This is a genomic window from Pseudomonas sp. Irchel s3a18 (assembly GCF_900187535.1).
Classification (GTDB): Bacteria; Pseudomonadota; Gammaproteobacteria; order Pseudomonadales; family Pseudomonadaceae; genus Aquipseudomonas.
Genome location: NZ_FYDV01000004.1, coordinates 66,849 through 89,683 on the forward strand (window position 1 = coordinate 66,849; position 22,835 = coordinate 89,683).

Sequence of the window (22,835 nt, forward strand, 5' to 3'; positions counted from 1 at the left end):
TGTCGATGATGGCGAGACTGTTGTGTGGCGAGGGAGCTTGCTCCCGTTCGACCGCGTAGCGGTCGCAGAGTGTTTGGGGCTGCTTCGCACCCCAGCGGGAGCAAGCTCCCTCGCCACGGGTGTAACGCATCAACAAAGTTTGTATGAGGCTTCAAATGTCCCAGACTGAAAAAATCGTTATCGCCGATACCCCGTTGCGTTGGCAGGATGTGGTGGCGGTCGCCCGTGGTGGCGCGCCGCTTGAGTTGGCGGCCAGCACCTGGGCGCGGATCGAAAACGCCCAGGCCATCGTCCAGCGCATCGTTGTCAGCGGCGAACGCGCCTATGGCGTCAACACCGGTCTAGGCGCGCTGTGCAACGTCTCCCTGCAAGGCGAGCAGTTGAGCCAGCTATCGCGCAACACCTTGCTCAGCCACGCCTGTGGCGTTGGCGCGCCACTGACGAACGAGCAGACCCGGGCGATCATTTGCGCGGCGATCCTCAACTACAGCAATGGTAAGTCCGGCGTGCACCGGCAAGTGGTCGAAGGGCTGCTGGCACTGCTCAACCGGGGCATCACCCCGCAAGTGCCGTCCCAAGGCTCGGTGGGTTACCTGACGCACATGGCCCACATCGGCGTTGCCTTGCTGGGTGTCGGCAATGTCAGCTACCGCGGGCAGATCGTCCCGGCGCAGCAAGCCCTGTCCGAAGAAGGCCTGAAACCGGTCGTGCTCGGCGCCAAAGACGGCCTGTGCCTGGTCAACGGTACGCCGTGCATGAGCGGTCTCAGCTGCCTGGCCTTGGCCGACGCTACCCATTTGCTGCAATGGGCCGACGTGATCGGCGCCATGAGCTTCGAAGCCCAGCGCGGTCAGATCGCAGCGTTCGATGCCGAGATCATTGCGCTCAAGCCGCACCCGGGCATGCAGCAAGTGGGGATCAATCTGCGGGCCTTGCTCGATGGCAGCGAAGTGATCGCGTCCAGCCTGGGTATTCGTACTCAAGATGCCCTGAGCATTCGTTCGATCCCGCAGGTTCACGGTGCTGCCCGCGATCAGCTGGCACACGCGACCCGGCAGATTGAAACCGAGCTCAACGGCGTTTCCGACAACCCGATGCTGTTGGGCACGCCGGACAACTTCCGGGTGGTGTCCCAGGCTAACCCCCACGGTCAGTCGGTGGCCATGGCGGCCGACCTGCTGGCGATTGCCATGGCGGAAATCGGCTCGATTGCCGAACGTCGCCTCGATCGCTTGATCAACCCGCACGTCAGTGGCCTGCCGGCGTTCCTGGTAGCCAATCCCGGGGTGAACTCCGGGATGATGATCGTCCAGTACGTCGCGGCCTCGCTGTGTGCGCAAAACCGCCAGTTGGCGCAACCGGCGGTACTCGATAACTACGTGACCTCGGGCCTGCAGGAAGACCACCTGAGCCTGGGCACCAACGCGGCGCTGAAACTGCACGGGGTGCTGGAAAACTGCACGCAGATCCTCGCCATCGAGTACCTGCTGGCCGCCCAGGCATTCGAATTCCTGAAGGACCAGCGTTTCGGCGCCGGTACCGACACCGCCTGGCGCCTGTTGCGTGAGCGCGTTGCGGCCTACGACCAGGATCGCTGGCTGGCACCGGACATCGCCAGCGCGGCCTCGATTTTGAAAGACCCGACATTGCTGCAAAACGCTTTACCGACCCTGAACTGATATCGACCCAGCCAGCGTGCCAAGGCGCTAACCCCCTTAAAAAGCGGGAAGCGACGGACAACGGAATTATCCGGAGCGTCTGGTTAGTTAATAGAAAACTCTCAAAAGGAGAATGAATGTGACTGCGCTGAACCTTATCCCAGGCCAACTGAGCCTTGCCCAACTGCGTGCCGTGTACCAACAACCGGTCAGCGTTACGCTGGACGACAGTGCATCGGAGCAAATCGAAGCCAGCGTTGCCTGTGTGGAACAGATCCTCGCGGAAAACCGCACGGCCTACGGCATCAACACCGGTTTCGGCCTGCTGGCCTCGACCCGTATTGCCAGCGAAGACCTGGAAAACCTCCAGCGCTCGCTGGTGCTGTCCCACGCCGCCGGTGTCGGCGAGCCGATCTCCGACGCCCTGGTGCGCCTGATCATGGTGCTTAAGGTCAACAGCCTGAGCCGTGGCTTCTCCGGTATTCGCCGGGTAGTGATCGACGCGCTGATCGCCCTGATCAACGCCGAGGTCTACCCGCACATCCCATTGAAAGGCTCGGTCGGTGCGTCCGGCGACCTGGCGCCCCTGGCCCACATGTCGCTGGTACTGCTGGGCGAAGGCAAGGCCCGTTACAAAGGTGAATGGCTGCCGGCCACCGAGGCACTGAAAGTCGCGGGCCTGACCCCGCTGACCCTGGCCGCCAAAGAAGGCCTGGCCCTGCTCAATGGCACTCAAGTGTCGACCGCTTACGCCCTGCGTGGCCTGTTCGAAGGTGAAGACCTGTTCGCTGGCGCCCTGGCGCTGGGTGGCCTGACCGTTGAAGCGGTACTGGGCTCGCGCTCGCCGTTCGATGCGCGGATCCATGCTGCCCGTGGCCAGAAAGGCCAGATCGACGCTGCCGCGGCTTACCGCGACCTGCTGGGCGAGCGCAGTGAAGTGTCCGATTCGCACGAGAACTGCGAGAAGGTTCAGGACCCGTACTCCCTGCGTTGCCAGCCACAAGTCATGGGCGCCTGTCTGACCCAGTTCCGCCAGGCCGCTGAAGTGTTGGCGATCGAAGCCAACGCCGTATCGGACAACCCGCTGGTGTTCGCGGCTGAAGGTGACGTGATCTCCGGCGGTAACTTCCACGCCGAACCCGTTGCCATGGCCGCCGACAACATGGCCCTGGCCATCGCTGAAATCGGCTCCCTTAGCGAACGCCGCATCTCGTTGATGATGGACAAGCACATGTCGCAACTGCCGCCGTTCCTGGTGGCCAACGGTGGCGTGAACTCCGGCTTCATGATCGCCCAGGTAACCGCGGCCGCACTGGCCAGCGAGAACAAGGCGTTGTCCCATCCGCATTCGGTGGACAGCCTGCCGACTTCCGCCAACCAGGAAGACCATGTGTCCATGGCTCCGGCGGCTGGCAAGCGCCTGTGGGAAATGGCCGAGAACACCCGTGGTGTCCTGGCGGTCGAGTGGCTGGCTGCCTGCCAGGGCCTGGACCTGCGCGACGGCCTGAAAACCTCGTCGAAACTGGAAAAAGCCCGCAGCACCTTGCGCGCCAAAGTGCCGTTCTACGAGAAAGACCGTTTCTTCGCACCGGACATCAATGCCGCGAGCGAGCTGCTGGCATCGCGCTGCCTGAATGAGCTGGTCGTAGCGAAGTTGCTGCCGAGCCTGTAAGTCCGATGATCGTTCCCACGCAGGAGCGTGGGAACGATCAACATGACGATTTCCCCGATAAGAATAATTAGGGACGAGAAATGCAACAGCCAGATAAAGGCTTGAAACGCGGGCTATCCGCCCGACATATTCGCTTCATGGCACTGGGGTCGGCGATCGGCACCGGGCTTTTCTACGGTTCTGCCTCGGCCATCCAGATGGCCGGCCCGGCCGTGCTGCTGGCCTACCTGATTGGTGGCGCAGCGGTGTTCATGGTCATGCGCGCCCTCGGCGAGATGGCGGTGCACAACCCGGTTGCAGGCTCTTTCGGTCAGTACGCCAGCACCTACCTGGGGCCGATGGCCGGCTTCATCCTGGGGTGGACCTATGCCTTCGAGATGATCATCGTCTGCCTAGCGGACGTCACTGCGTTCGGCATCTATATGGGCTTCTGGTTCCCGGAGGTCGCACGCTGGGTCTGGGTATTGGGCATCGTGCTCCTGATTGGTGGGCTTAACCTGTGCAACGTCAAAGTCTTCGGTGAGATGGAGTTCTGGCTGTCGCTGCTGAAAGTCGCTGCCATCGTCGCGATGATCCTCGGCGGTTTCGGCATCATGCTGTTCGGGATCGGTTCCGCCAGCACCGAACAGGCCACCGGCCTGGACAACCTCTGGGCCCATGGCGGCTTCATGCCTAATGGCATCGGTGGCGTGATCGCATCGTTGGCCGTGGTGATGTTCGCTTTCGGTGGCATCGAAATCATCGGCATCACGGCGGGTGAAGCCAAGGACCCACAGCGGGTGATTCCAAGGGCGATCAATGCGGTGCCACTGCGGATTCTGCTGTTCTACGTGCTGACGTTGTTTGTACTGATGGCCATCTATCCGTGGCCGCAGATTGGCAGCCAGGGCAGCCCGTTCGTGCAGATCTTCGACAACCTGGGCATCAGCTCGGCGGCGACAATCCTCAACATCGTGGTGATCTCGGCGGCGGTTTCGGCGATCAACAGCGACATCTTTGGCGCCGGCCGCATGATGTACGGTCTGGCCCAGCAAGGTCATGCACCAAAAAGTTTTGCCCAATTGTCGAAACAGGGCGTGCCCTGGATGACCGTGGTGGTCATGGGTGCAGCGTTGCTCGGCGGCGTGGTGTTGAACTACCTGATCCCGAAAGACGTGTTCCTGGTGATCGCCTCGATTGCGACCTTCGCGACCGTCTGGGTCTGGTTGATGATCCTGATCACTCAGGTGGCCATGCGTCGCTCCATGACTCGCGAGCAAGTCGCTCAGTTGCACTTCCCGGTTCCGTTCTGGCCTTATGCGCCGGCGGCGGCGATTGTGTTCATGCTGTTCGTCTTCGGCGTACTGGGTTACTTCCCAGATACCCAGGCGGCGTTGGTGGTCGGCGCGGTGTGGATCGTGCTGCTGGTGATCGCTTACAAGCTGTGGGTCAAACCGGCGGCCGGGCAAGCGGTCGAGGTCACCCCCGACTCTTCTTTGTCCCATCGATAACCTAACGGAGGCCTCGGATGAAAACTCTCTGGCAACACTGCCACGTTGCAAGCATGGCGCAGGGCACTTACTCGATCATCGAGGATGCCGCCATCGTGACGTCAGGTGCGCACATTGAGTGGATCGGTCCACGTAGCGAGCTGCCGTCCGATTATTACCCCGAGGTCCATGACCTCGCGGGGGCCTGGGTCACTCCGGGCCTGATCGACTGCCACACCCATACGGTGTTCGGCGGTAACCGCAGCGGCGAGTTCGAACAACGTCTGCAGGGCGTCAGTTATGCCGAGATCGCAGCCGCCGGTGGTGGCATTGCCAGCACCGTGCGCGCGACTCGCGCAGCAAGCGAGGACGAACTGTTTGCCAGCGCCGCCAAGCGCTTGAAAAGCCTGCTGCGTGACGGTGTGACCAGCATCGAGATGAAATCCGGTTATGGCCTGGACTTGGCCAGCGAGCGGAAAATCCTGCGGGTGATCCGTCGTCTTGGCGCCGAACTGCCTGTCAGCGTGCGCAGCACCTGCCTGGCCGCTCACGCCTTGCCGCCGGAGTATGCCGACCGCGCCGACGACTACATCGACCATATCTGCAGCGAAATGCTTCCGGCACTGGCAGCCGAAGGGCTGGTGGATGCGGTGGATGCGTTCTGCGAGTACCTGGCGTTTTCGCCGGCCCAGGTCGAGCGGGTGTTCATCGCTGCACAGAAACTCGGTTTGCCGGTGAAACTGCACGCCGAGCAACTGTCGTCCCTGCACGGTTCCAGCCTGGCGGCGCGTTATCACGCGTTGTCGGCCGATCATCTGGAGTTCATGACCGAAGACGATGCCATTGCCATGGCTGCCTCCGGTACCGTTGCCGTGTTACTGCCGGGTGCTTTCTATTTCCTGCGTGAAACCCAGTTGCCGCCAATGGAGGCCTTGCGCAAGCACCAGGTGAAGATCGCCATCGCCAGCGACCTCAACCCCGGTACTTCGCCGGCGTTGTCGGTGCGCTTGATGCTGAACATGGCCTGCACCTGTTTCCGTATGACCCCGGAAGAAGCCCTGGCCGGCGCGACCATTCATGCGGCCACGGCCTTGGGCATGGAACAGACCCACGGTTCGCTGGAAGTCGGCAAGGTCGCTGACTTTGTCGCCTGGCAGATCGATCGTCCGGCCGACCTGTCGTACTGGTTGGGCGGCGACCTGGAAAAACGCGTCGTGCGTCACGGCGTTGAAGTCGAGTTATAGGAGAACAGCTGTGGATAAGGTTCTGAACTTCAAACAAGGCCGGGTGCCGCTGCTGATCAGCATGCCCCATGCCGGTGTGCGCCTGACGCCTGCGGTGGAAGCCGGTTTGATCCCTGAGGCACACAGCCTGCCGGATACGGACTGGCACATTCCAACGCTCTACGCGTTCGCCGCTGAACTGGGCGCCAGCACCCTGGCGGCGGAGTATTCGCGGTTCGTTATCGACCTCAATCGTCCGTCCGACGACAAGCCGCTGTACGTCGGTGCGACCACCGGCCTGTACCCGGCAACGCTGTTTGATGGCGTGCCGTTGTTCCGCGAAGGGCTGGAGCCGTCCGCGCAGGAACGTGCCACCTACCTGGAACAGATCTGGACGCCGTACCACAGCACCTTGCAGCAGGAGTTGGCGCGGCTCAAAGCCGAATTCGGCTACGCGCTGCTGTTCGATGCCCACTCGATCCGCTCGATCATCCCGCATCTGTTCGATGGCAAACTGCCGGACTTCAACCTGGGCACCTTCAATGGCGCCAGTTGCGATCCACAGCTTGCGACTAAACTGGAAGCGATCTGCGCCCGCCACCCGGACTACAGCCATGTACTCAACGGGCGCTTCAAGGGGGGGCACATCACCCGGCATTACGGAAACCCGGCAGAAAACATTCATGCGGTGCAACTGGAGTTGGGCCAGTGCACCTATATGGAAGAGTTCGAGCCGTTCCGCTATCGCCCTGACCTGGCGGCGTCGACCCAGGTGGTGTTGAAAGAACTGCTGCAAGGGCTACTGGCCTGGGGGCAGAGGCACTACGCAAGCTGAGGTGACCCCCTGTGGCGAGGGAGCAAGCTCCCTCGCCACATCGGTTCACTTCAGATTGCCGAAAGCCTGAAACATTCCCTCAATTTCTCCAAGGACATGCTCATTGCACCATTCGGGTTTATGATGCCGGACGGCAGAATAATAGAAGTCCCCCCAGGGATGACCTCGACCCCTTACGGAGCGCGCAATGCAGACTTTGTACCCGCAGATCAAACCCTACGCCCGGCACGATCTGGCCGTCGATGAAACCCACACGCTGTATGTCGACGAGAGCGGTTCACCGGAAGGTTTGCCGGTGGTGTTCATTCATGGTGGCCCGGGGGCGGGTTGCGATGCACAGAGCCGGCGCTACTTCGATCCGAATCTGTATCGTATTGTCACCTTCGATCAGCGTGGTTGCGGCCGTTCGACCCCGCACGCCAGCCTGGAAAACAACACCACCTGGGATCTGGTCGCTGACCTGGAGCGGATTCGCCAGCATCTGGGCATCGAGAAATGGGTGCTGTTCGGTGGCTCCTGGGGCTCGACCCTGTCCCTGGCTTATGCGCAAACCCATCCTGAGCGTGTGCACGGTCTGATTCTGCGCGGGATCTTTCTTTGCCGCCCGCAGGAAATCGAATGGTTCTACCAGGCCGGCGCCAGCCGCCTGTTCCCTGACTACTGGCAGGACTACATCGCGCCCATCCCCCACGACGAACGCGACGACCTGCTCACTGCATTCCACAAGCGCCTGGTCGGTAACGACCAGATTGCCCAGATGCACGCGGCCAAGGCCTGGTCGCTCTGGGAGGGCCGCACGGCCACCCTGCGCCCGAACCCGCTGGTGGTCGATCGCTTCTCCGAGCCGCAGCGTGCGCTGTCGATTGCCCGGATCGAATGCCACTATTTCACCAACAATGCGTTTCTCGAGCCTGACCAGTTGATCCGCAACATGGGCAAGATCGCCCATTTGCCGGGGGTCATCGTCCACGGCCGCTACGACGTGATCTGCCCGCTGGACAATGCCTGGGAGTTGCATCAGAACTGGCCCAACAGCGAACTGCAGGTGATCCGCGACGCCGGTCACGCGGCTTCCGAACCGGGCATCACCGATGCCTTGGTGCGCGCAGCCAGCCAGATGGCGCGGCGCTTGCTCGATCTGCCGCCTGAAGAAGCATGAAGGGCCTGCTACAGCGCGTGCGTGGCGCGCGAGTCGAAGTGGCGGGGGAGATTGTGGGCGCTGTCGACCAGGGGCTACTGGTGCTGGTGGCCGTGGAACCGGACGACACGCAGGCCAGCGCCGACAAACTTCTGCATAAGCTGCTTAACTATCGGGTGTTCAGCGACGCCGAGGGCAAGATGAATCTGTCCTTGGCCGACGTCGAGGGTGGTTTGCTGTTGGTCTCGCAGTTCACCCTGGCAGCCGACACCAAAAACGGGTTGCGCCCGAGCTTTTCCACCGCTGCCCCTCCGGCACTGGGAGAGGCGCTTTTTGACTATTTATTAGCCAGGGCGCAACAGTTGCATGGCAAAGTAGCATCAGGCAGATTTGGCGCGGATATGCAGGTGCACCTGGTCAATGACGGCCCGGTGACCTTCCTGTTGCAGACCTGAAAGCGTTTGAAACATCTTTTCGGGCGTATTTCAGGGTGAAACAGGGGTTTTTCGCGATAAATACTTTGTTACCCCTGATGCGTTGTAACGCGGGCTACTAGATAATCCCGCGCTACGGGGATCAGCGTTCGTTGGCCCATTTTTGACTTAGGTAGAGACTTGTTCGCGACCGTTTGGGGAATCATTTTGCCCCAGCGGAGTCGGAACAATGCTCGCCAACCTGGCGCATAGATAGCTAGCCGTTGGTTTTTTGATTTGTTTTCGGCGAGGGTTGCTCGTGATTGTTAGTCCCTGTAATGCACCAAGAATGTCTGCCAAACGGTTACGTAATGCACTGGTGACGGGCTCTGCACTGCTTTGCCTGCTCAGCGCCGGCCAACTTTGGGCATTCAACCTGGATGATGTGGCGGTCAAGGCAAAAGAGCTGGCCGGGAAGAAGTACGAAGCCCCGCGCAGCAATCTGCCGAACGAATTCCGTGAGATGAAGTTCGCGGATTATCAAAAAATCCGCTTCCTGACCGAAAAAGCCGAATGGGCCAACAAGAAAACCCCGTTCAAGCTGTCGTTCTATCACCAGGGCATGCACTTCGACACGCCGGTGAAGATCAACGAAATCACCGCCAGCACCGTTGAAGAGATCAAGTACGACCCGAGTCGTTTCGATTTCGGCGACGTGAAGTTCGATCCCAAGGCCACCGAGCAACTGGGTTATGCCGGTTTCCGTGTCCTGTACCCGGTCAACAAGGCCGACAAGCAAGACGAAATCATGACCATGCTCGGCGCGAGTTACTTCCGCGTGGTCGGCAAGGGCCACGTCTATGGCCTGTCTGCCCGTGGCCTGGCCATCGACACCGCACTGCCGTCGGGTGAAGAGTTCCCGCGTTTCACCGAGTTCTGGATCGAGCAGCCAAAGCCGACCGACAAGCACCTGGTGATTTTCGCCCTGCTGGATTCGCCACGCGCCACGGGTGCCTACCGCCTGACCCTGCGTCCGGGCAGCGACACCGTTGTCGACGTCAAGGCGCAGATGTTCCTGCGTGACAAGGTCAGCAAGCTGGGGATCGCCCCGCTGACCAGCATGTTCCTGTTCGGCGCCAACCAGCCGTCGAAAGTCCTGAACTACCGTCGCGAATTGCACGATTCCAGCGGTCTGTCGATCCATGCCGGTAACGGCGAGTGGATCTGGCGCCCGTTGAACAACCCGAAACACCTGGCCGTGAGCAACTTCCAGGTTGAGAACCCGCGTGGTTTCGGTCTGCTGCAGCGTGGTCGTGACTTCAGTCATTACGAAGACCTCGATGACCGTTACGACAAGCGCCCAAGCGCCTGGATCGAGCCAAAAGGCGACTGGGGTAAAGGCACTGTCGACCTCGTAGAGATCCCGACCGCCGACGAAACCAACGACAACATCGTTGCCTTCTGGAGCCCGGAAAAACTGCCGGAAGCAGGTCAGCCGCTGGACTTCGCGTACCGCATGCACTGGACCATCGACGAGGCTTCCCTGCACTCGCCGGACAGCGCCTGGGTTGAACAGACCCTGCGTTCCACCGGTGACGTGAAGCAGTCCAACCTGATTCGTCAGCCGGACGGCAGCGTTGCCTACCTGGTGGACTTCGAAGGCCCGTCCCTGCAGGCCCTGCCGGAAACGGCCGAAGTGCGTAGCCAGGTGAGCGTGGGCGACAACGCCGAACTGGTCGAGAACAGCGTGCGCTACAACCCTGAAACCAAGGGCTGGCGCCTGACGCTGCGCATGAAGATCAAGGACCCGAGCAAGTCCACCGAGATGCGCGCGGCCCTGGTCAAGGACGTTACCCCTGTCGAACCTGCCAAGACCCTGGTAGCCACCTCGAACTCCGCCGTTGCCAAGGCTGACAAGGTCGCCGCCAAACAGCAGGAAAAGAAAGACAAGGAAGCCAGGCAGGCTGAAGCCCAGCAAGCTGGCAACGATGCCAAGGAAAAGGACAACAAAGACGCCAAGCAGCCTGTGGCTGCCGATGCGAATCCAGCCACACCACTCTCCACCTCAGAGTCAGCGGTTAAAACCGAGCAAGTCTTGACCGAGACCTGGAGCTATCAGTTGCCTGCCGATGAGTAATTCCCAAGCACAGCCAGAGTCTCTCAGCGAGTACCTGGCCCACCTGCCAATGACCGATGAGCAGCGCGCCGAACTGGCGGGCTGCAAGTCCTTCAGCGAGCTGCATGAGCGCCTGTCGTCCAAGACGTTCGACGAACCGGTCGAGGCTGCACAAGCCTCGGTGGGTCGTCGGCTGACCCTCAATTCCGCGCAGGAGTTGGAGGACGCCGAGATGCTGGCGCTCGACGCCAGCGGTCGGGTGTGCCTGAAAGCCACCCCGCCGATTCGTCGGACCAAGGTCGTCCCCGAGCCATGGCGTACCAACATCCTGGTGCGTGGCTGGCGTCGCCTGACCGGGCGTACCAACCCGCCGAACCCGCCGAAAGATGAGCGTGTGTTGCCGGCCGCGCGCTGGCGCACCGTCGGTTCGATCCGTCGCTACATCCTGTTGGTGCTGATGCTCGGCCAGACCATCGTCGCCGGCTGGTACATGAAAGGCATCATGCCGTACCAGGGCTGGTCGTTCGTCGACCTGGACGAGGTTCTGCACCAGCCACTGATGCAAACCGCCACCCAGGTGCTGCCGTATGCCTTGCAAACCAGCATCCTGATTCTGTTCGGGATTCTGTTCTGCTGGGTCTCGGCCGGTTTCTGGACGGCGCTGATGGGCTTCCTCGAGTTGCTCACCGGGCATGACAAGTACCGTATTTCCGGCAAAAGCGCCGGTAACGAGCCGATTCCCAAGGACGCTCGTACCGCCTTGGTGATGCCGATCTGCAACGAAGACGTCCCGCGGGTGTTCGCCGGTTTGCGCGCGACCTTCGAGTCGGTCGCCGCGACGGGTGACCTGGATCGATTCGACTTCTTCGTCCTCAGTGACAGCAACGACTCCGACATCTGCGTGGCCGAGCAGCAGGCCTGGCTGGACGTCTGCCGCGAAGCCAAGGGCTTCGGCAAGATCTTCTATCGCCGCCGTCGCCGCCGCGTGAAGCGCAAGAGCGGTAACCTCGACGACTTCTGCCGTCGTTGGGGCGGTGACTACAAGTACATGGTCGTGCTCGACGCTGACTCGGTGATGAGCGGCGAGTGCCTGACCAGTCTGGTGCGTTTGATGGAAGCCACGCCGGACGCCGGGATCATCCAGACCGCGCCGCGTGCGTCGGGCATGGACACCCTGTATGCGCGCATGCAGCAGTTCGCTACCCGTGTCTACGGTCCGCTGTTCACGGCTGGCCTGCACTTCTGGCAACTGGGCGAATCCCACTACTGGGGTCACAACGCGATCATCCGCATGAAGCCGTTCATCGAGCACTGCGCCCTGGCGCCGTTGCCCGGTAAAGGTGCCTTTGCGGGGGCCATCCTGTCCCACGACTTCGTTGAAGCCGCGCTGATGCGCCGTGCCGGCTGGGGCGTGTGGATTGCCTACGACCTGCCGGGCAGCTATGAAGAACTGCCGCCGAACCTGCTGGATGAACTCAAGCGTGACCGTCGCTGGTGCCACGGCAACCTGATGAACTTCCGCCTGTTCCTGGTCAAGGGCATGCACCCGGTGCACCGTGCGGTGTTCCTGACCGGCGTGATGTCCTACCTGTCGGCACCGTTGTGGTTCTTCTTCCTGGTGTTGTCGACGGCGCTGCTGGCGGTCAACACGCTGATGGAGCCGCAGTACTTCCTGGAGCCGCGCCAGCTGTATCCGCTGTGGCCGCAATGGCATCCGGACAAGGCCATCGCCCTGTTCTCGACCACCATCGTGCTGCTGTTCCTGCCGAAGTTGCTGAGCATCATCCTGATCTGGGCCAAGGGCGCGAAAGAGTTCGGCGGCAAGTTCAAGGTGACGATGTCGATGCTGCTGGAGATGTTGTTCTCCATGCTGCTGGCGCCAGTACGGATGATCTTCCACACCCGTTTCGTGCTCGCCGCGTTCCTCGGTTGGGCCGCGACCTGGAACTCGCCACAGCGTGACGACGACTCCACGCCGTGGAGCGAAGCGGTCAAGCGCCACGGTCCGCAGACCCTGCTGGGCTTCTTCTGGGCCTTGCTGGTGATCTGGCTGAACCCGAGCTTCCTGTGGTGGCTGGTGCCGATCGTTGGCTCGCTGATGCTGTCGATCCCGGTGTCGGTGATCTCCAGTCGCGTGGGCCTGGGCCTGAAGTCCCGTGACGAGAGCCTGTTCCTGATTCCTGAGGAGTACAATCCGCCACAGGCCTTGCTGGCGACCGACCAGTACACCCACGAAAACCGTTGGCATGCCCTGAACGACGGCTTTATCCGTGCCGTGGTCGACCCGCAGCAGAACGCCCTGGCGTGCTCGCTGGCGACTTCGCGTCACGGTCAGGCCGAGCCGATCGAGTGGCTGCGCACCGAGCGGGTCAGGCATGCCCTGAAAGTCGGGCCTGCCGGGTTGAACAACCATGACCGCCTGCAACTGCTCAGCGATCCGGTGGCCCTGGCTCGCCTGCATGAGCAGGTCTGGAGCGAAGGCCATGCCGAGTGGCTGGGCGCGTGGCGAGACTCGGTGAAAGCCGATCCTCACGCACCGCTGTTGCCGCTCAAGCCGGTCATGACCCAGGCGCAACTGGCCTGATGAGAAAGCCCCGCTAACCCGCGGGGCTTTTTTTTAGCGGATTTTCTGTAACCCCTTGTGCAAACGGCCGAGTGCGTTAGCATCGCTCCCTTCTTTGGTACGCCCGGACAATTTTTTGTCCGTATCTGTCGGTTTTCCAAAGGAAAACGGCGGTTTGCGCGCCTTACTACAAAAAGATTGGGGACTTTGATGATGAAGAAGTATCTCTCGATGCTGCTGCTCGGCGTCACGGCACTGGTTGCAGTCAACGCGGCGCAAGCCGGCGCCATCGATGACGCGGTCAAGCGCGGCACGCTGAAAGTCGGCATGGACCCGACTTACATGCCGTTCGAAATGACCAACAAGCGCGGCGAAATCATCGGCTTCGAAGTCGACCTCCTCAAGGCCATGACCAAGGCCATGGGCGTCAAGCTGGAGCTGGTCTCCACCGGCTATGACGGGATCATCCCGGCCCTGTTGACCGACAAGTTCGACATGATCGGCAGCGGCATGACCCTGACCCAGGAGCGTAACCTGCGCCTGAACTTCAGCGAACCCTTCATCGTGGTCGGCCAGACCCTGCTGATCCGCAAGGAACTGGAAGGCACCATCAAGTCCTACAAAGACCTGAACACCGCTGACTACCGCATCACCTCCAAGCAGGGCACCACCGGCGAGATGGTCGCCAGGAAGCTGATCTCCAAGGCCAAGTACCACGGCTACGACAACGAGCAGGAAGCCGTGCTCGACGTGGTCAACGGCAAGGCCGATGCCTTTATCTACGACGCACCGTACAACGTGGTCGCGGTCAACAAGGTTGGCAACGGCAAGCTGGTGTTCCTCGACAAGCCGTTCACCTACGAGCCACTGGCCTTCGGTCTGAAGAAGGGCGACTACGACAGCCTCAACTTCATTAACAACTTCCTGCACCAGATCCGCGAAGACGGCACCTACGATCGCATCCATGACAAGTGGTTCAAAGACACCGCTTGGCAAAAAGACATGGAGTAAGGGCCAGTAAATGATCGTTCCCACGCTCCGCGTGGGAATACCGCCCGGGACGCTCCGCGTCCCTTCGCTGGCGTGACGCAGAGCGTCACAGGATGCATTCCCACGCAGAGCGTGGGAACGAGCGAATTTCAGAGTCTTACAGATGAAACATAAAAAAGCCCAATGGCCCTGGCACGTGCTGACCGTGCTGGTGCTGATCGGCATGGCTGGCGCGTTGTATTACGCCACCTCGCTGATGTCCTACGAGTGGCGCTGGAACCGCGTGCCGCAGTACTTCGCCTACCACGCCGAAGAAACCCAGCGTGCCGCCGACATCTCCACCGTCAGTGAACTGGTGCGCAAGGGCGACAAAGCGCAAGTGACCCTGCGCAACGATGCCGGCACCGAACAAGTGCTGACCGTCGACGACAACAGCCTGCAAGTGGCCCGTGGCGACGATGTGGCCGAGGGCGACGTGATTGGTGTCACCCGGCATTGGGCCGCGGGGCCGCTGATGTGGGGCCTCTGGACCACCTTGTGGCTGTCCGTGGTGTCCGGTGTGCTCGGGTTGCTGATCGGGCTGGCAACGGGCCTGTGCCGGCTGTCGAATAACCCGACCTTGCGTGACCTGTCGATCGTCTACATCGAACTGGTGCGTGGTACGCCGCTGCTGGTGCAGATCTTCATTTTCTACTTCTTCATCGGCACGGTGCTGAACCTGTCTCGCGAGTTCGCCGGGATCGCCGCGCTGTCGCTGTTCACCGGTGCCTATGTGGCCGAGATCATTCGTTCCGGCGTACAGTCGATTGCCCGTGGGCAGAACGAAGCGGCTCGCTCGCTGGGCCTGAATGCCAGCCAGTCGATGCGCCACGTGGTGCTGCCGCAGGCGTTCAAGCGCGTGTTGCCGCCGTTGGCGGGGCAGTTCATCAGCCTGGTCAAGGACACCTCGCTGGTGTCGGTGATCGCCATCACCGAACTGCTGAAAAGTGGCCGTGAAGTCATCACCACCTCGTTCTCGCCGTTCGAAATCCTGTTCTGCGTGGCCGGGCTGTACCTGTTGATCAACCTGCCGCTGTCGAAAATGGCCAGCCGGCTTGAGCGGAGGCTCGCGCAAAGTGATTGAAGTCCGCGATCTGATAAAAGTCTTCGACACCCGTGGCCAGGTGGTTCGCGCGGTGGATAACGTCACCACCCAAGTGGCCAAGGGCGAAGTGCTGGTGGTGATCGGTCCGTCCGGCTCCGGCAAGTCGACCTTCCTGCGCTGTCTCAATGGCCTGGAAGAGTTCGATTCCGGCTCGGTGAGTATCGACGGCCTGCAACTGGCCGACCCGAAAACCGACGTCAACGCCTATCGCCGTGAAGTCGGCATGGTGTTCCAGCACTTCAACCTGTTCCCGCACATGACGGTGCTGGAAAACCTGTGCCTGGCGCAGAAGGTCGTGCGCAAGCGCGGCAAGAAGGAGCGCGAGGCCAAGGCCATGGCGCTGCTGGAAAAGGTCGGTATTGCGCAGAAGGCCCACGAGTTCCCGTCACGCCTGTCCGGCGGTCAACAACAGCGGGTGGCAATCGCCCGGGCGTTGGCGATGGAGCCCAAGGTCATGCTGTTCGACGAACCGACCTCGGCGCTCGATCCGGAAATGGTCGGCGAAGTGCTGGACGTGATGAAAACCCTGGCCGTGGAAGGCATGACCATGGTGTGCGTCACCCACGAGATGGGCTTTGCCCGGGAAGTGGCGGATCGGGTGTTGTTCTTCGATCATGGAAAACTGCTGGAAGACGCCTCGCCGGCCGAGTTCTTCGATGCGCCAAAGGATCCGCGGGCGCAGGCGTTCTTGCGCCAGGTCCTGTAACGGCGTCGCCCCTGAGCGTTCCCGTGGGAATGCTCAGGGGCTCCCTTCGTTCACCGATTCAGCGTGAAGCGCTAAATCGCCGAATGGTTCGTGCGTTCATTCAAGGGTCGGCAATAAATCCACGGAGCGGTAAATACATGGAATGTATCTTTTGCACAATGCTCGCCGGTCAGGCGCCCATGCACCTGATCTGGGAAGACGATGCCCACGCGGCCTTCCTGTCCAGTCGCCCTAACACCCCGGGTTTTTCGGTCGTTGTGCCCAAGCAGCACGTTGGCAGCTATGCGTTTGCCCAGTCTGACGAAGTGTTGTCGGCGCTGATGATCGCCGCGAAAAAAGTCGCGCTGTTGATCGACAAAGCGCTTCCGGACGTAGGCCGAACCGGCCTGATGCTTGAGGGCTATGGCGTTGACCATTTGCACGCCAAGCTCTTTCCCATGCACGGGACGGGCGACTCAAGCGCCTTCAAGCCCATCAGCTCCAATGTCGACAAGTTCTTCGAGCGCTACGAAGGCTATATCTCGTCCCATGATTTCAAGGGCGAGGCCACCCAGGACTTGGCGGGCATGGCGCAGCATATTCGTGGTGTTGGCGACATCGAGGTATAAACTAGCGGCTGCTCCTCATTCCAAACGTTAAAGCCAAACGCAGGTGTGCCTTGCAGCACGCCACGATAACTCTCGGGTGGTTGAAGGGAGGCTAAAATGTCTTGCTGCCTCTCGCGTTGTTCAGTGCAATGCATCGCTCCACGACGCCAGTGTCTTGAAGGAAATCAGCATTTATAATGTTGAACGATTGTTGCAGGGGGCTGAAAACTTCATCCCAGATACTATTGCCATTCTTTATGCGTACAGGGCCGTTAGCCACGGTGTATGCGGTAGCTGATAGGGAGTTGAGAGCGCCTTTTGCTGATTCATTTCTGGACCTCTGAATGAACGCCATTAGTTGGCTCTCTGATGTAATGTTATTGCCAGACCAACGGTGTTGGATCGTCGGCCAGTAACCTCCCTGACTCCAGCAAATAATGATGTTTTTCCCGGGGTAAGTCTGACGAATTTCTTCAAGCGTCAGTGCGCTCGCGGTAGGAGGAATCAATAGGTTGGCCAAGGTGCTGAGTTTGTTCTTACAGCGCTGGATCGCATTGTTAAGGTTTCGTCCTGGACTATAAGAGTGAATGTCCAATATGATGATCTCACCGCGATTGGCTTCAGCGAATGAGCGTACTGAAGATACACATCGGTCGAGACTACGGCCTTGGATTCCATGCTGGCAGGTGATATTTTCCACGAACCTGTATTTTGGAATTTTCGAGCCGCCGACATCTTTTTTGTAACTGTTGTCGACGATGCGCAGGTCGAGAACGCGAGCGCCATGGTTCATTTGAACGGAGAATATATGGTCCTGGCAAACCGCCCAGTGTCTGCTTATGGGCTCGGCCACACCTTTATCCATACCTGAGTTGTGGGCCGATGGCAGCGCAAGCTCATGAAGTTTTAAGTGCTTGATAGTGTTGTAGATGGATTGCATCCAGGAAGTGTGTCTGCTATTGCGTGCTGTGCTATTCATTGTAGTTGCCCTCATGTAATAAAAGGCAGCTGACTTTGCGGGTCGTCGGTTTTAAATGGTGTTGTGGTTGTTTTGCTGGGTTGCTTGATTTGCAAAGTCGAAGCCTGGGTTTGTGTAAGGCTTTAACTTAGCATAAGGATTGGTTAGTGAGTGTTGTATGTGTTTCTAATGTTTTTGTTGGGTGCTGTGCTGTTTTGATGTTTGGTGAAGTTTGTTTTTCATTTTTAATATTTGGTTTTAATGTTTGTTTAACAGTGTGTGCTGGCCTCCTTCCCATATGGGAGGAGGCATTTCACACCGGTCTCAAACTTTGAACTTGCCCACCAACATCTGCAGATGCGCCCCCAATCGCGCCAGTTCGACGCTGGAGGCGGCGGTTTCTTCGCTGGCGGCCGAAGTCTGTTCGGATACATCACGCACATTCAGCACGCTACGGTTGATCTCTTCGGCCACAGCGCTTTGTTGCTCGGCTGCGGCGGCAATCTGCTGGTTCATCGCCTGAATCGCTGAAACGGTGCGGGTGATGTTGTCCAGCGAGCCGCCGGCGCGACGTGTCAGTTCGACGCTGCTGTCGGTGAGGCTGCGGCTGTTGTCCAGGATGGTGGCGACCTGTTGGGTGCCGCTCTGCAGACCGACAATCAATTCCTCGATCTCTTCGGTGGACTTCTGGGTGCGTTGCGCCAGGCTGCGCACTTCATCGGCGACCACGGCAAAGCCACGACCGGCTTCACCGGCACGCGCGGCCTCGATGGCGGCGTTGAGGGCCAGCAGGTTGGTTTGCTGGGCCACGGACTTGATCACGTCCAGGACGCTGCCGATCTTGTCGCTCTCGCGCTTCAGATCGCCCATGGCGACCGTGGAGTGGCCGACCTCGGTCGCCAGGCGCTCGATCTGGGCGATGGCTTGGCCGACCACCTTGTCACCTTCACGGGCCTGCTGGTCGGCAGCGACGGCGGCTTCGGAGGCTTCCTCGGCGTTGCGCGCGACTTCCTGGACGGTGGCGGCCATTTCGTTCATGGCCGTGGCCACCTGGTCGGTTTCCACCTTCTGGCTGTTGACCCCGGCGCTGGTCTGCTCGGTCACGGCGGAGAGTTGTTCGGCGGCGCTGGCTATCTGCGTCACGCCATCGCTGATACCTCCGATCAGTTCGCGCAGGCCGACGCTCATGCTCTGTATGGCGCGTTGCAACTGGCCCAGTTCATCGCGACGCTGCGAGATGAGGTTGTGGGTCAGGTCGCCAGCGGCAATGCGCTCGGCGACCTTGAGGGTCTGGGTCAGCGGGATGATGATCTGCCGGGTAATGGCCCAGGCGGCGAGCAGGCCGAACACCAGTGCCAGCACGGTAGCCAGCAGCAGGGTGTTCTTGGCGTGGGCGGCGTCAGTGTCACGCACGACGGTCTGCGAGGTGGTGAGTTGTTTGCTCAAGTCCATCAGCAGGTCACCCTGGCCGGACATGTCCTTGAGGGCCGTGGCGCTGGCCAGTTGGGCGTCGCGGAACCGGGCGACGGCCGCGCGGTAGCCGATCAGCGCGTCGCTGGCCTGTTGCAGGTTGCCGACGTGCTGCTCCGGCAGTTGCCCGGGCAAGGTCTTGAGGTATTTCAGGGCATTGTCGATGGCGTCCAGTGCCGGTTGCTGGGCCTCGACCTTGCCGCTGTAGGTGTAGCCGCGCACCTGGAAACGCGCTTGCTGCAGTAGCTTGCCGAGCTCGATGACAGCGTTGAACTGGCTGACGTTATCGCCCTGCAGCAGGGCTTTTTCGACCTCGGCCACGCGGGCCACGGCATGGTCGGCGGTGGCGCCGAGCTGGGCGCGGGCGGCTTCGCGGTTGGCGGTGGCCTGGGTCATGTCGGCAAAGGCGTGCCGGTATTTGCTGACGGCCTCCAGTTGCTGGTTGAGCAGGGCCAGGTCAGCCGGTTGCTCAATCATCGTCAGTGCGCTTTTGAGGCCGCTGTCGAGCTTGTTCAGCAGGTCAGTCACGGCAGCGGGGCCTTGTTCGCCACGACGCATTTCATAGTCCATGCGGGCGATACGCAGGTCTTTGGTCAGCTCGTTGAGGCTGGAGATGTAACCCAGCTTATCGCCGCGGCTGATGATGCTGCTCATTCCCGACCAGCCGTTGACGGTGATCAACAGGGTCAACAGCAGTACCAGGCCAAAGCCGATGCCCAGCTTGCGATTGACGCTCACGTTGCCCAGATTTTCGGCTAACCATCGGTACATGCTGCGCACTCCCCATTAATTGGAATTATGGAGAGCCTATCGGCAGGGGGAGGGAATTCTGTAGGAGTACCGCGCTGTCCGGGCAGGTAACTACGGGTGGCGAGGGAGCAAGCGCCCTCGCCACATGGGGTCAGAACAGTCGCGAGAGCAGGGCCGTGACGGCGGTCTCAACCCGCAGGATGCGTTCGCCGAGCTGTACCGGTTGCAGGCCGGCCTTGCCCAGCAAATCGATTTCGTAGGGGATCCAGCCGCCTTCCGGGCCGATGGCCAGGGTGACCGGCTCGTCCAGCCCGCGCGGGCAGGGCGGGAAGTTGCCCGGATGACCGACCAGCCCCAGGGTGCCGTCGGTGATGGCGGGCAGACGGTCCTCGACGAAGGGCTTGAAGCGCTTTTCGATGACGATGTCCGGCAGCACGCTGTCGCGAGCCTGTTCCAGCCCCAGAATCAGTTGCTCGCGAATGGCTTCGGGCTCCAGAAACGGCGTCTGCCAGAAGCTTTTCTCCACCCGGTAGCTGTTGACCAGCACCACCCGTGGCACACCCATGGTGGCAACGGTCTGGAACACGCGACGCAGCATTTTCGGCCGGGGCAGGGCCAGGATCAGGGTCAGTGGCAGCTTGGCCGGGGGAGGCTGGTCGAGCGTAACCCGCAGCTCTGCTTCCGCCGGCTCCAGGCGCAGCACTTCGGCCGAACCCATCAGCCCGCCGATGCGTCCGACCCGCATGCTGTCACCCACTTCACAGCGGTGGACTTCCTGCATATGGGTCAGCCGGCGATCACGCAGGATCACCCGGTCGGCCGCAATGAAGTCGGCCTCTTCAAGGAGCAGCAGGTTCACGGTTGGGTCGCTGGTGGCTGGTCGTTGTGATCGTCAGCCGGCTGGTCGTCCGGGTGCGTGCCGCGTTTACTGATCAGGCTGCCAAACAGGATGCCCACTTCGAACAGCATCCACATCGGTACGGCCAGCAGGGTCTGGGAGAAGATGTCCGGTGGGGTAAGGATCATGCCGACCACGAAGCAGCCGATGATCACGTACGGGCGGATTTTCTTCAGGTAGGCGACGTCGACCACGCCGATCCACACCAGCAGCACCACGGCCACCGGGATCTCGAATGCCACGCCAAAGGCGAAGAACAGCGTCATGACGAAATCGAGGTAGCTGGTGATGTCGGTCATCATTTCCACGCCGGCCGGGGTGGCAGCGGCGAAGAACTTGAAGATCAGCGGGAACACCAGGAAGTAGGCGAAGGCCATGCCGGCGTAGAACAGCACGATGCTCGACACCAGCAACGGCACGGCGATGCGCTTCTCATGCTTGTACAGGCCTGGCGCGATGAAGCCCCAGATCTGATGCAGGATCACCGGAATCGCCAGGAACAGCGAGACCATCATCGTCAGTTTCAGCGGCGTCAGGAACGGCGATGAGACGTCGGTGGCGATCATCGTCGCGCCAGCGGGCAGGTACGCACGCAGAGGCGTCGAGACGAAGGTGTAGATCTGCTGGGTGAAGGCAAACAGCCCGGCGAAGATCAGGAAAATCGCCGCGACGCAGCGCAGCAGGCGAGTGCGCAACTCGGTGAGGTGCGAAACCAGCGGCATGTGCTGGTCGTTCTCTGGAATATCGCTCATGGGGCTCGCGGCGGCAGTGTTGAGTCGAGGGGAGCAGGCGCAGGGGTTGCCGCCGCAGGAGTCACCGGTGTTGCCGGTGGTGTGGCAACGACTGGCGGCACTTCAGTCGGTGCTACGGCAGGTGCAATCGACTGCTCGGCCACCGATTCAAAGGGGCTCGGTTGCTGCTGGACGGGCGTGAGGATTTTACGGGCCTCTTGCTCCAGCGACAGAATGTGCTCGTTGTGCAGCTGCCGGCGAATTTCGTCGGCGCCGATTTCACGTTCAACTTCCTGTTTGATCGCGTTGAAGCTGCGCTTGAGCCGTCCGACCCACAGGCCGGCGGTGCGCGCAGCGCCCGGCAGACGCTCGGGACCCAGCACCAGCAGGGCAACGAGGCCGACAAGCAGCAGTTCAGTGAAGCTGATACCGAACATTAGTCTGTGCTCACGAGTCTTTGCGGGTCGGCTCTTGGACTTTCTGGGCCTGCACATCGATGGTGTGCGGCTCGTTCAGGGTCGAGGCGTGTGGCTGCACGGGCGGTGCTGGTTGCGCGGTTGGCGCAGCGCCCGGCTCGGCAGGCTTTTCGTCGTCATTCATGGCCTTGCGAAAGCCCTTGATCGACTCACCGACGTCGGTGCCGAGGTTTTTCAGTTTCTTGGTACCGAATACCAGTACCACGACGACCAGGATGACGACCCAGTGTTTCCAGTCAAAAATGCCCATGTTGCTGCTCCTCTCAAATAGTTGTTCAGGCGGACGGACGCGAGGCTTTCTCGACGTGACCGGACAGGCCGAAACGGCGGTCCAGCTCGTCGAGCACCGCCTGTGGATGCTGCCCCAGTTGGGCCAGCATGACCATGCTATGGAACCACAGATCGGCGGTTTCGTAGATGACATCGCTGCAATCTCCGCTGATGGCGGCGTCTTTGGCGGCGATGATGGTCTCGACCGACTCTTCGCCGACCTTTTCCAGAATCTTGTTCAAACCCTTGTGGTACAGGCTGGCGACATAGGAGCTGTCGGCGGCTGCGCCTTTACGTTCTTCCAGCACCTGGGCCAGGCGGGTCAGGGTGTCACTCATGGGTGTGTCCTGCGCAATAGATGGCGTGCGGATCCTTGAGCACCGGGTCGACGGTTTTCCAGTCGCCGTTTTCAAAGACGCGGTAGAAACAGCTTTGGCGGCCGGTGTGACAGGCGATGTCGCCGATCTGCTCGACCATCAGGATGATCACGTCGGCGTCGCAGTCCAGGCGCATTTCATGCAGGGTTTGCACGTGCCCGGACTCTTCACCCTTGCGCCACAGCTTGCCACGCGAGCGTGACCAGTAGATGGCACGGTTCTCGAGGGCGGTCAGTTCCAGCGCTTCGCGGTTCATCCAGGCCATCATCAGCACACGCCCGGTCTTGTGATCCTGGGCGATGGCCGGCACCAGGCCGTCGCTGTCCCATTTGATCTCGTCCAGCCAGTTTTTCATCGTTGAGCCTTGAAAGCAGTTGCTAGCTTTAAGCGT

21 protein-coding genes and 1 pseudogene are annotated in these 22,835 nt (G+C 60.8%); 13 read left to right on the plus strand and 9 right to left on the minus strand.

Annotated elements, in window-relative coordinates:
- Nucleotides 1-155 precede the first annotated feature (155 nt).
- The 13 genes from hutH (CKW29_RS07535) (at nt 156) to CKW29_RS07595 (ending at nt 16,535) form a co-directional block, all read left to right on the plus strand.
- Complete coding sequence (gene hutH / locus CKW29_RS07535) at nt 156-1,679, plus strand: histidine ammonia-lyase (RefSeq protein ID WP_095148231.1); 1,524 nt, start codon at nt 156-158, stop codon at nt 1,677-1,679.
- A gap of 112 nt (nt 1,680-1,791) precedes the next feature.
- Entirely contained in the window at nt 1,792-3,330 is a 1,539-nt protein-coding gene (gene hutH, locus CKW29_RS07540) for a histidine ammonia-lyase (RefSeq protein WP_095148232.1), read from the plus strand.
- A gap of 80 nt (nt 3,331-3,410) precedes the next feature.
- The gene (locus tag CKW29_RS07545; protein WP_095144607.1) at nt 3,411-4,820 is read left to right on the plus strand and encodes an amino acid permease; all 1,410 of its coding nucleotides are present in this window, start codon (nt 3,411-3,413) and stop codon (nt 4,818-4,820) included.
- Between the two features lie 17 nt (nt 4,821-4,837).
- Nucleotides 4,838-6,043, plus strand: coding sequence for an imidazolonepropionase (gene hutI / locus CKW29_RS07550; RefSeq protein ID WP_095144608.1), 1,206 nt, complete (start codon nt 4,838-4,840; stop codon nt 6,041-6,043).
- Between the two features lie 10 nt (nt 6,044-6,053).
- Complete coding sequence (gene hutG / locus CKW29_RS07555) at nt 6,054-6,857, plus strand: N-formylglutamate deformylase (protein WP_095148233.1); 804 nt, start codon at nt 6,054-6,056, stop codon at nt 6,855-6,857.
- Between the two features lie 187 nt (nt 6,858-7,044).
- A complete protein-coding gene (pip, locus tag CKW29_RS07560; RefSeq protein WP_095077987.1) occupies nt 7,045-8,016 on the plus strand; it encodes a prolyl aminopeptidase in 972 nt (323 codons plus the stop codon).
- Nucleotides 8,013-8,450: a D-aminoacyl-tRNA deacylase gene (dtd, locus tag CKW29_RS07565; protein WP_095144610.1), complete on the plus strand. Its 438-nt coding sequence runs from the start codon at nt 8,013-8,015 to the stop codon at nt 8,448-8,450. Before pip ends, dtd begins: the two co-directional genes overlap by 4 nt.
- A 307-nt stretch (nt 8,451-8,757) precedes the next feature.
- Nucleotides 8,758-10,545 carry a glucan biosynthesis protein G gene (locus tag CKW29_RS07570; RefSeq protein ID WP_176465301.1) on the plus strand — a complete coding sequence of 596 codons (1,788 nt, stop codon included), beginning with the start codon at nt 8,758-8,760 and terminating at the stop codon, nt 10,543-10,545.
- A complete protein-coding gene (gene mdoH / locus CKW29_RS07575) occupies nt 10,538-13,108 on the plus strand; it encodes a glucans biosynthesis glucosyltransferase MdoH (protein ID WP_095144612.1) in 2,571 nt (856 codons plus the stop codon). Before CKW29_RS07570 ends, mdoH begins: the two co-directional genes overlap by 8 nt.
- A gap of 192 nt (nt 13,109-13,300) precedes the next feature.
- On the plus strand, nt 13,301-14,098 hold the full coding sequence (locus tag CKW29_RS07580; protein ID WP_095144863.1) for a transporter substrate-binding domain-containing protein: 798 nt from the start codon (nt 13,301-13,303) through the stop codon (nt 14,096-14,098).
- Nucleotides 14,099-14,240: 142 nt separating this feature from the next.
- Entirely contained in the window at nt 14,241-15,200 is a 960-nt protein-coding gene (locus tag CKW29_RS07585) for an amino acid ABC transporter permease (protein WP_095077990.1), read from the plus strand.
- Nucleotides 15,193-15,927 carry an amino acid ABC transporter ATP-binding protein gene (locus tag CKW29_RS07590; RefSeq protein WP_095077991.1) on the plus strand — a complete coding sequence of 245 codons (735 nt, stop codon included), beginning with the start codon at nt 15,193-15,195 and terminating at the stop codon, nt 15,925-15,927. Before CKW29_RS07585 ends, CKW29_RS07590 begins: the two co-directional genes overlap by 8 nt.
- A gap of 137 nt (nt 15,928-16,064) precedes the next feature.
- Entirely contained in the window at nt 16,065-16,535 is a 471-nt protein-coding gene (locus CKW29_RS07595; RefSeq protein WP_095148234.1) for an HIT family protein, read from the plus strand.
- A gap of 91 nt (nt 16,536-16,626) precedes the next feature.
- Here the strand turns inward: CKW29_RS07595 and CKW29_RS07600 are convergent, their stop codons facing one another.
- The 9 genes and pseudogenes from CKW29_RS07600 to hisI all read right to left on the minus strand — a co-directional run bounded on the left by CKW29_RS07600 (nt 16,627) and on the right by hisI (nt 22,799).
- Nucleotides 16,627-17,493, minus strand: coding sequence for a hypothetical protein (locus tag CKW29_RS07600; RefSeq protein ID WP_143496849.1), 867 nt, complete (start codon nt 17,491-17,493; stop codon nt 16,627-16,629).
- A gap of 303 nt (nt 17,494-17,796) precedes the next feature.
- Nucleotides 17,797-18,660 (minus strand): methyl-accepting chemotaxis protein, encoded by an 864-nt coding sequence (locus tag CKW29_RS26275; RefSeq protein ID WP_371850787.1) that lies wholly within the window; start codon nt 18,658-18,660, stop codon nt 17,797-17,799.
- Nucleotides 18,655-19,713 (minus strand): annotated as a pseudogene (locus CKW29_RS26280) (methyl-accepting chemotaxis protein); the annotation flags it as partial. The gene CKW29_RS26275 and the pseudogene CKW29_RS26280, both read right to left, overlap by 6 nt.
- 130 nt (nt 19,714-19,843) lie before the next feature.
- A complete protein-coding gene (locus CKW29_RS07610) occupies nt 19,844-20,551 on the minus strand; it encodes a 16S rRNA (uracil(1498)-N(3))-methyltransferase (RefSeq protein ID WP_095144616.1) in 708 nt (235 codons plus the stop codon).
- Nucleotides 20,548-21,342 (minus strand): twin-arginine translocase subunit TatC, encoded by a 795-nt coding sequence (gene tatC / locus CKW29_RS07615; RefSeq protein ID WP_095077995.1) that lies wholly within the window; start codon nt 21,340-21,342, stop codon nt 20,548-20,550. The genes CKW29_RS07610 and tatC overlap by 4 nt, the downstream gene beginning before the upstream one ends.
- A complete protein-coding gene (gene tatB / locus CKW29_RS07620; protein WP_095144617.1) occupies nt 21,339-21,758 on the minus strand; it encodes a Sec-independent protein translocase protein TatB in 420 nt (139 codons plus the stop codon). The genes tatC and tatB overlap by 4 nt, the downstream gene beginning before the upstream one ends.
- Nucleotides 21,759-21,768: 10 nt before the next feature.
- Nucleotides 21,769-22,047, minus strand: coding sequence for a twin-arginine translocase TatA/TatE family subunit (locus CKW29_RS07625; protein WP_095077997.1), 279 nt, complete (start codon nt 22,045-22,047; stop codon nt 21,769-21,771).
- Between the two features lie 25 nt (nt 22,048-22,072).
- On the minus strand, nt 22,073-22,405 hold the full coding sequence (locus CKW29_RS07630; protein WP_003220849.1) for a phosphoribosyl-ATP diphosphatase: 333 nt from the start codon (nt 22,403-22,405) through the stop codon (nt 22,073-22,075).
- Nucleotides 22,398-22,799 (minus strand): phosphoribosyl-AMP cyclohydrolase, encoded by a 402-nt coding sequence (gene hisI / locus CKW29_RS07635; RefSeq protein ID WP_095144618.1) that lies wholly within the window; start codon nt 22,797-22,799, stop codon nt 22,398-22,400. The genes CKW29_RS07630 and hisI overlap by 8 nt, the downstream gene beginning before the upstream one ends.
- Between the last annotated feature and the right edge of the window lie 36 nt (nt 22,800-22,835).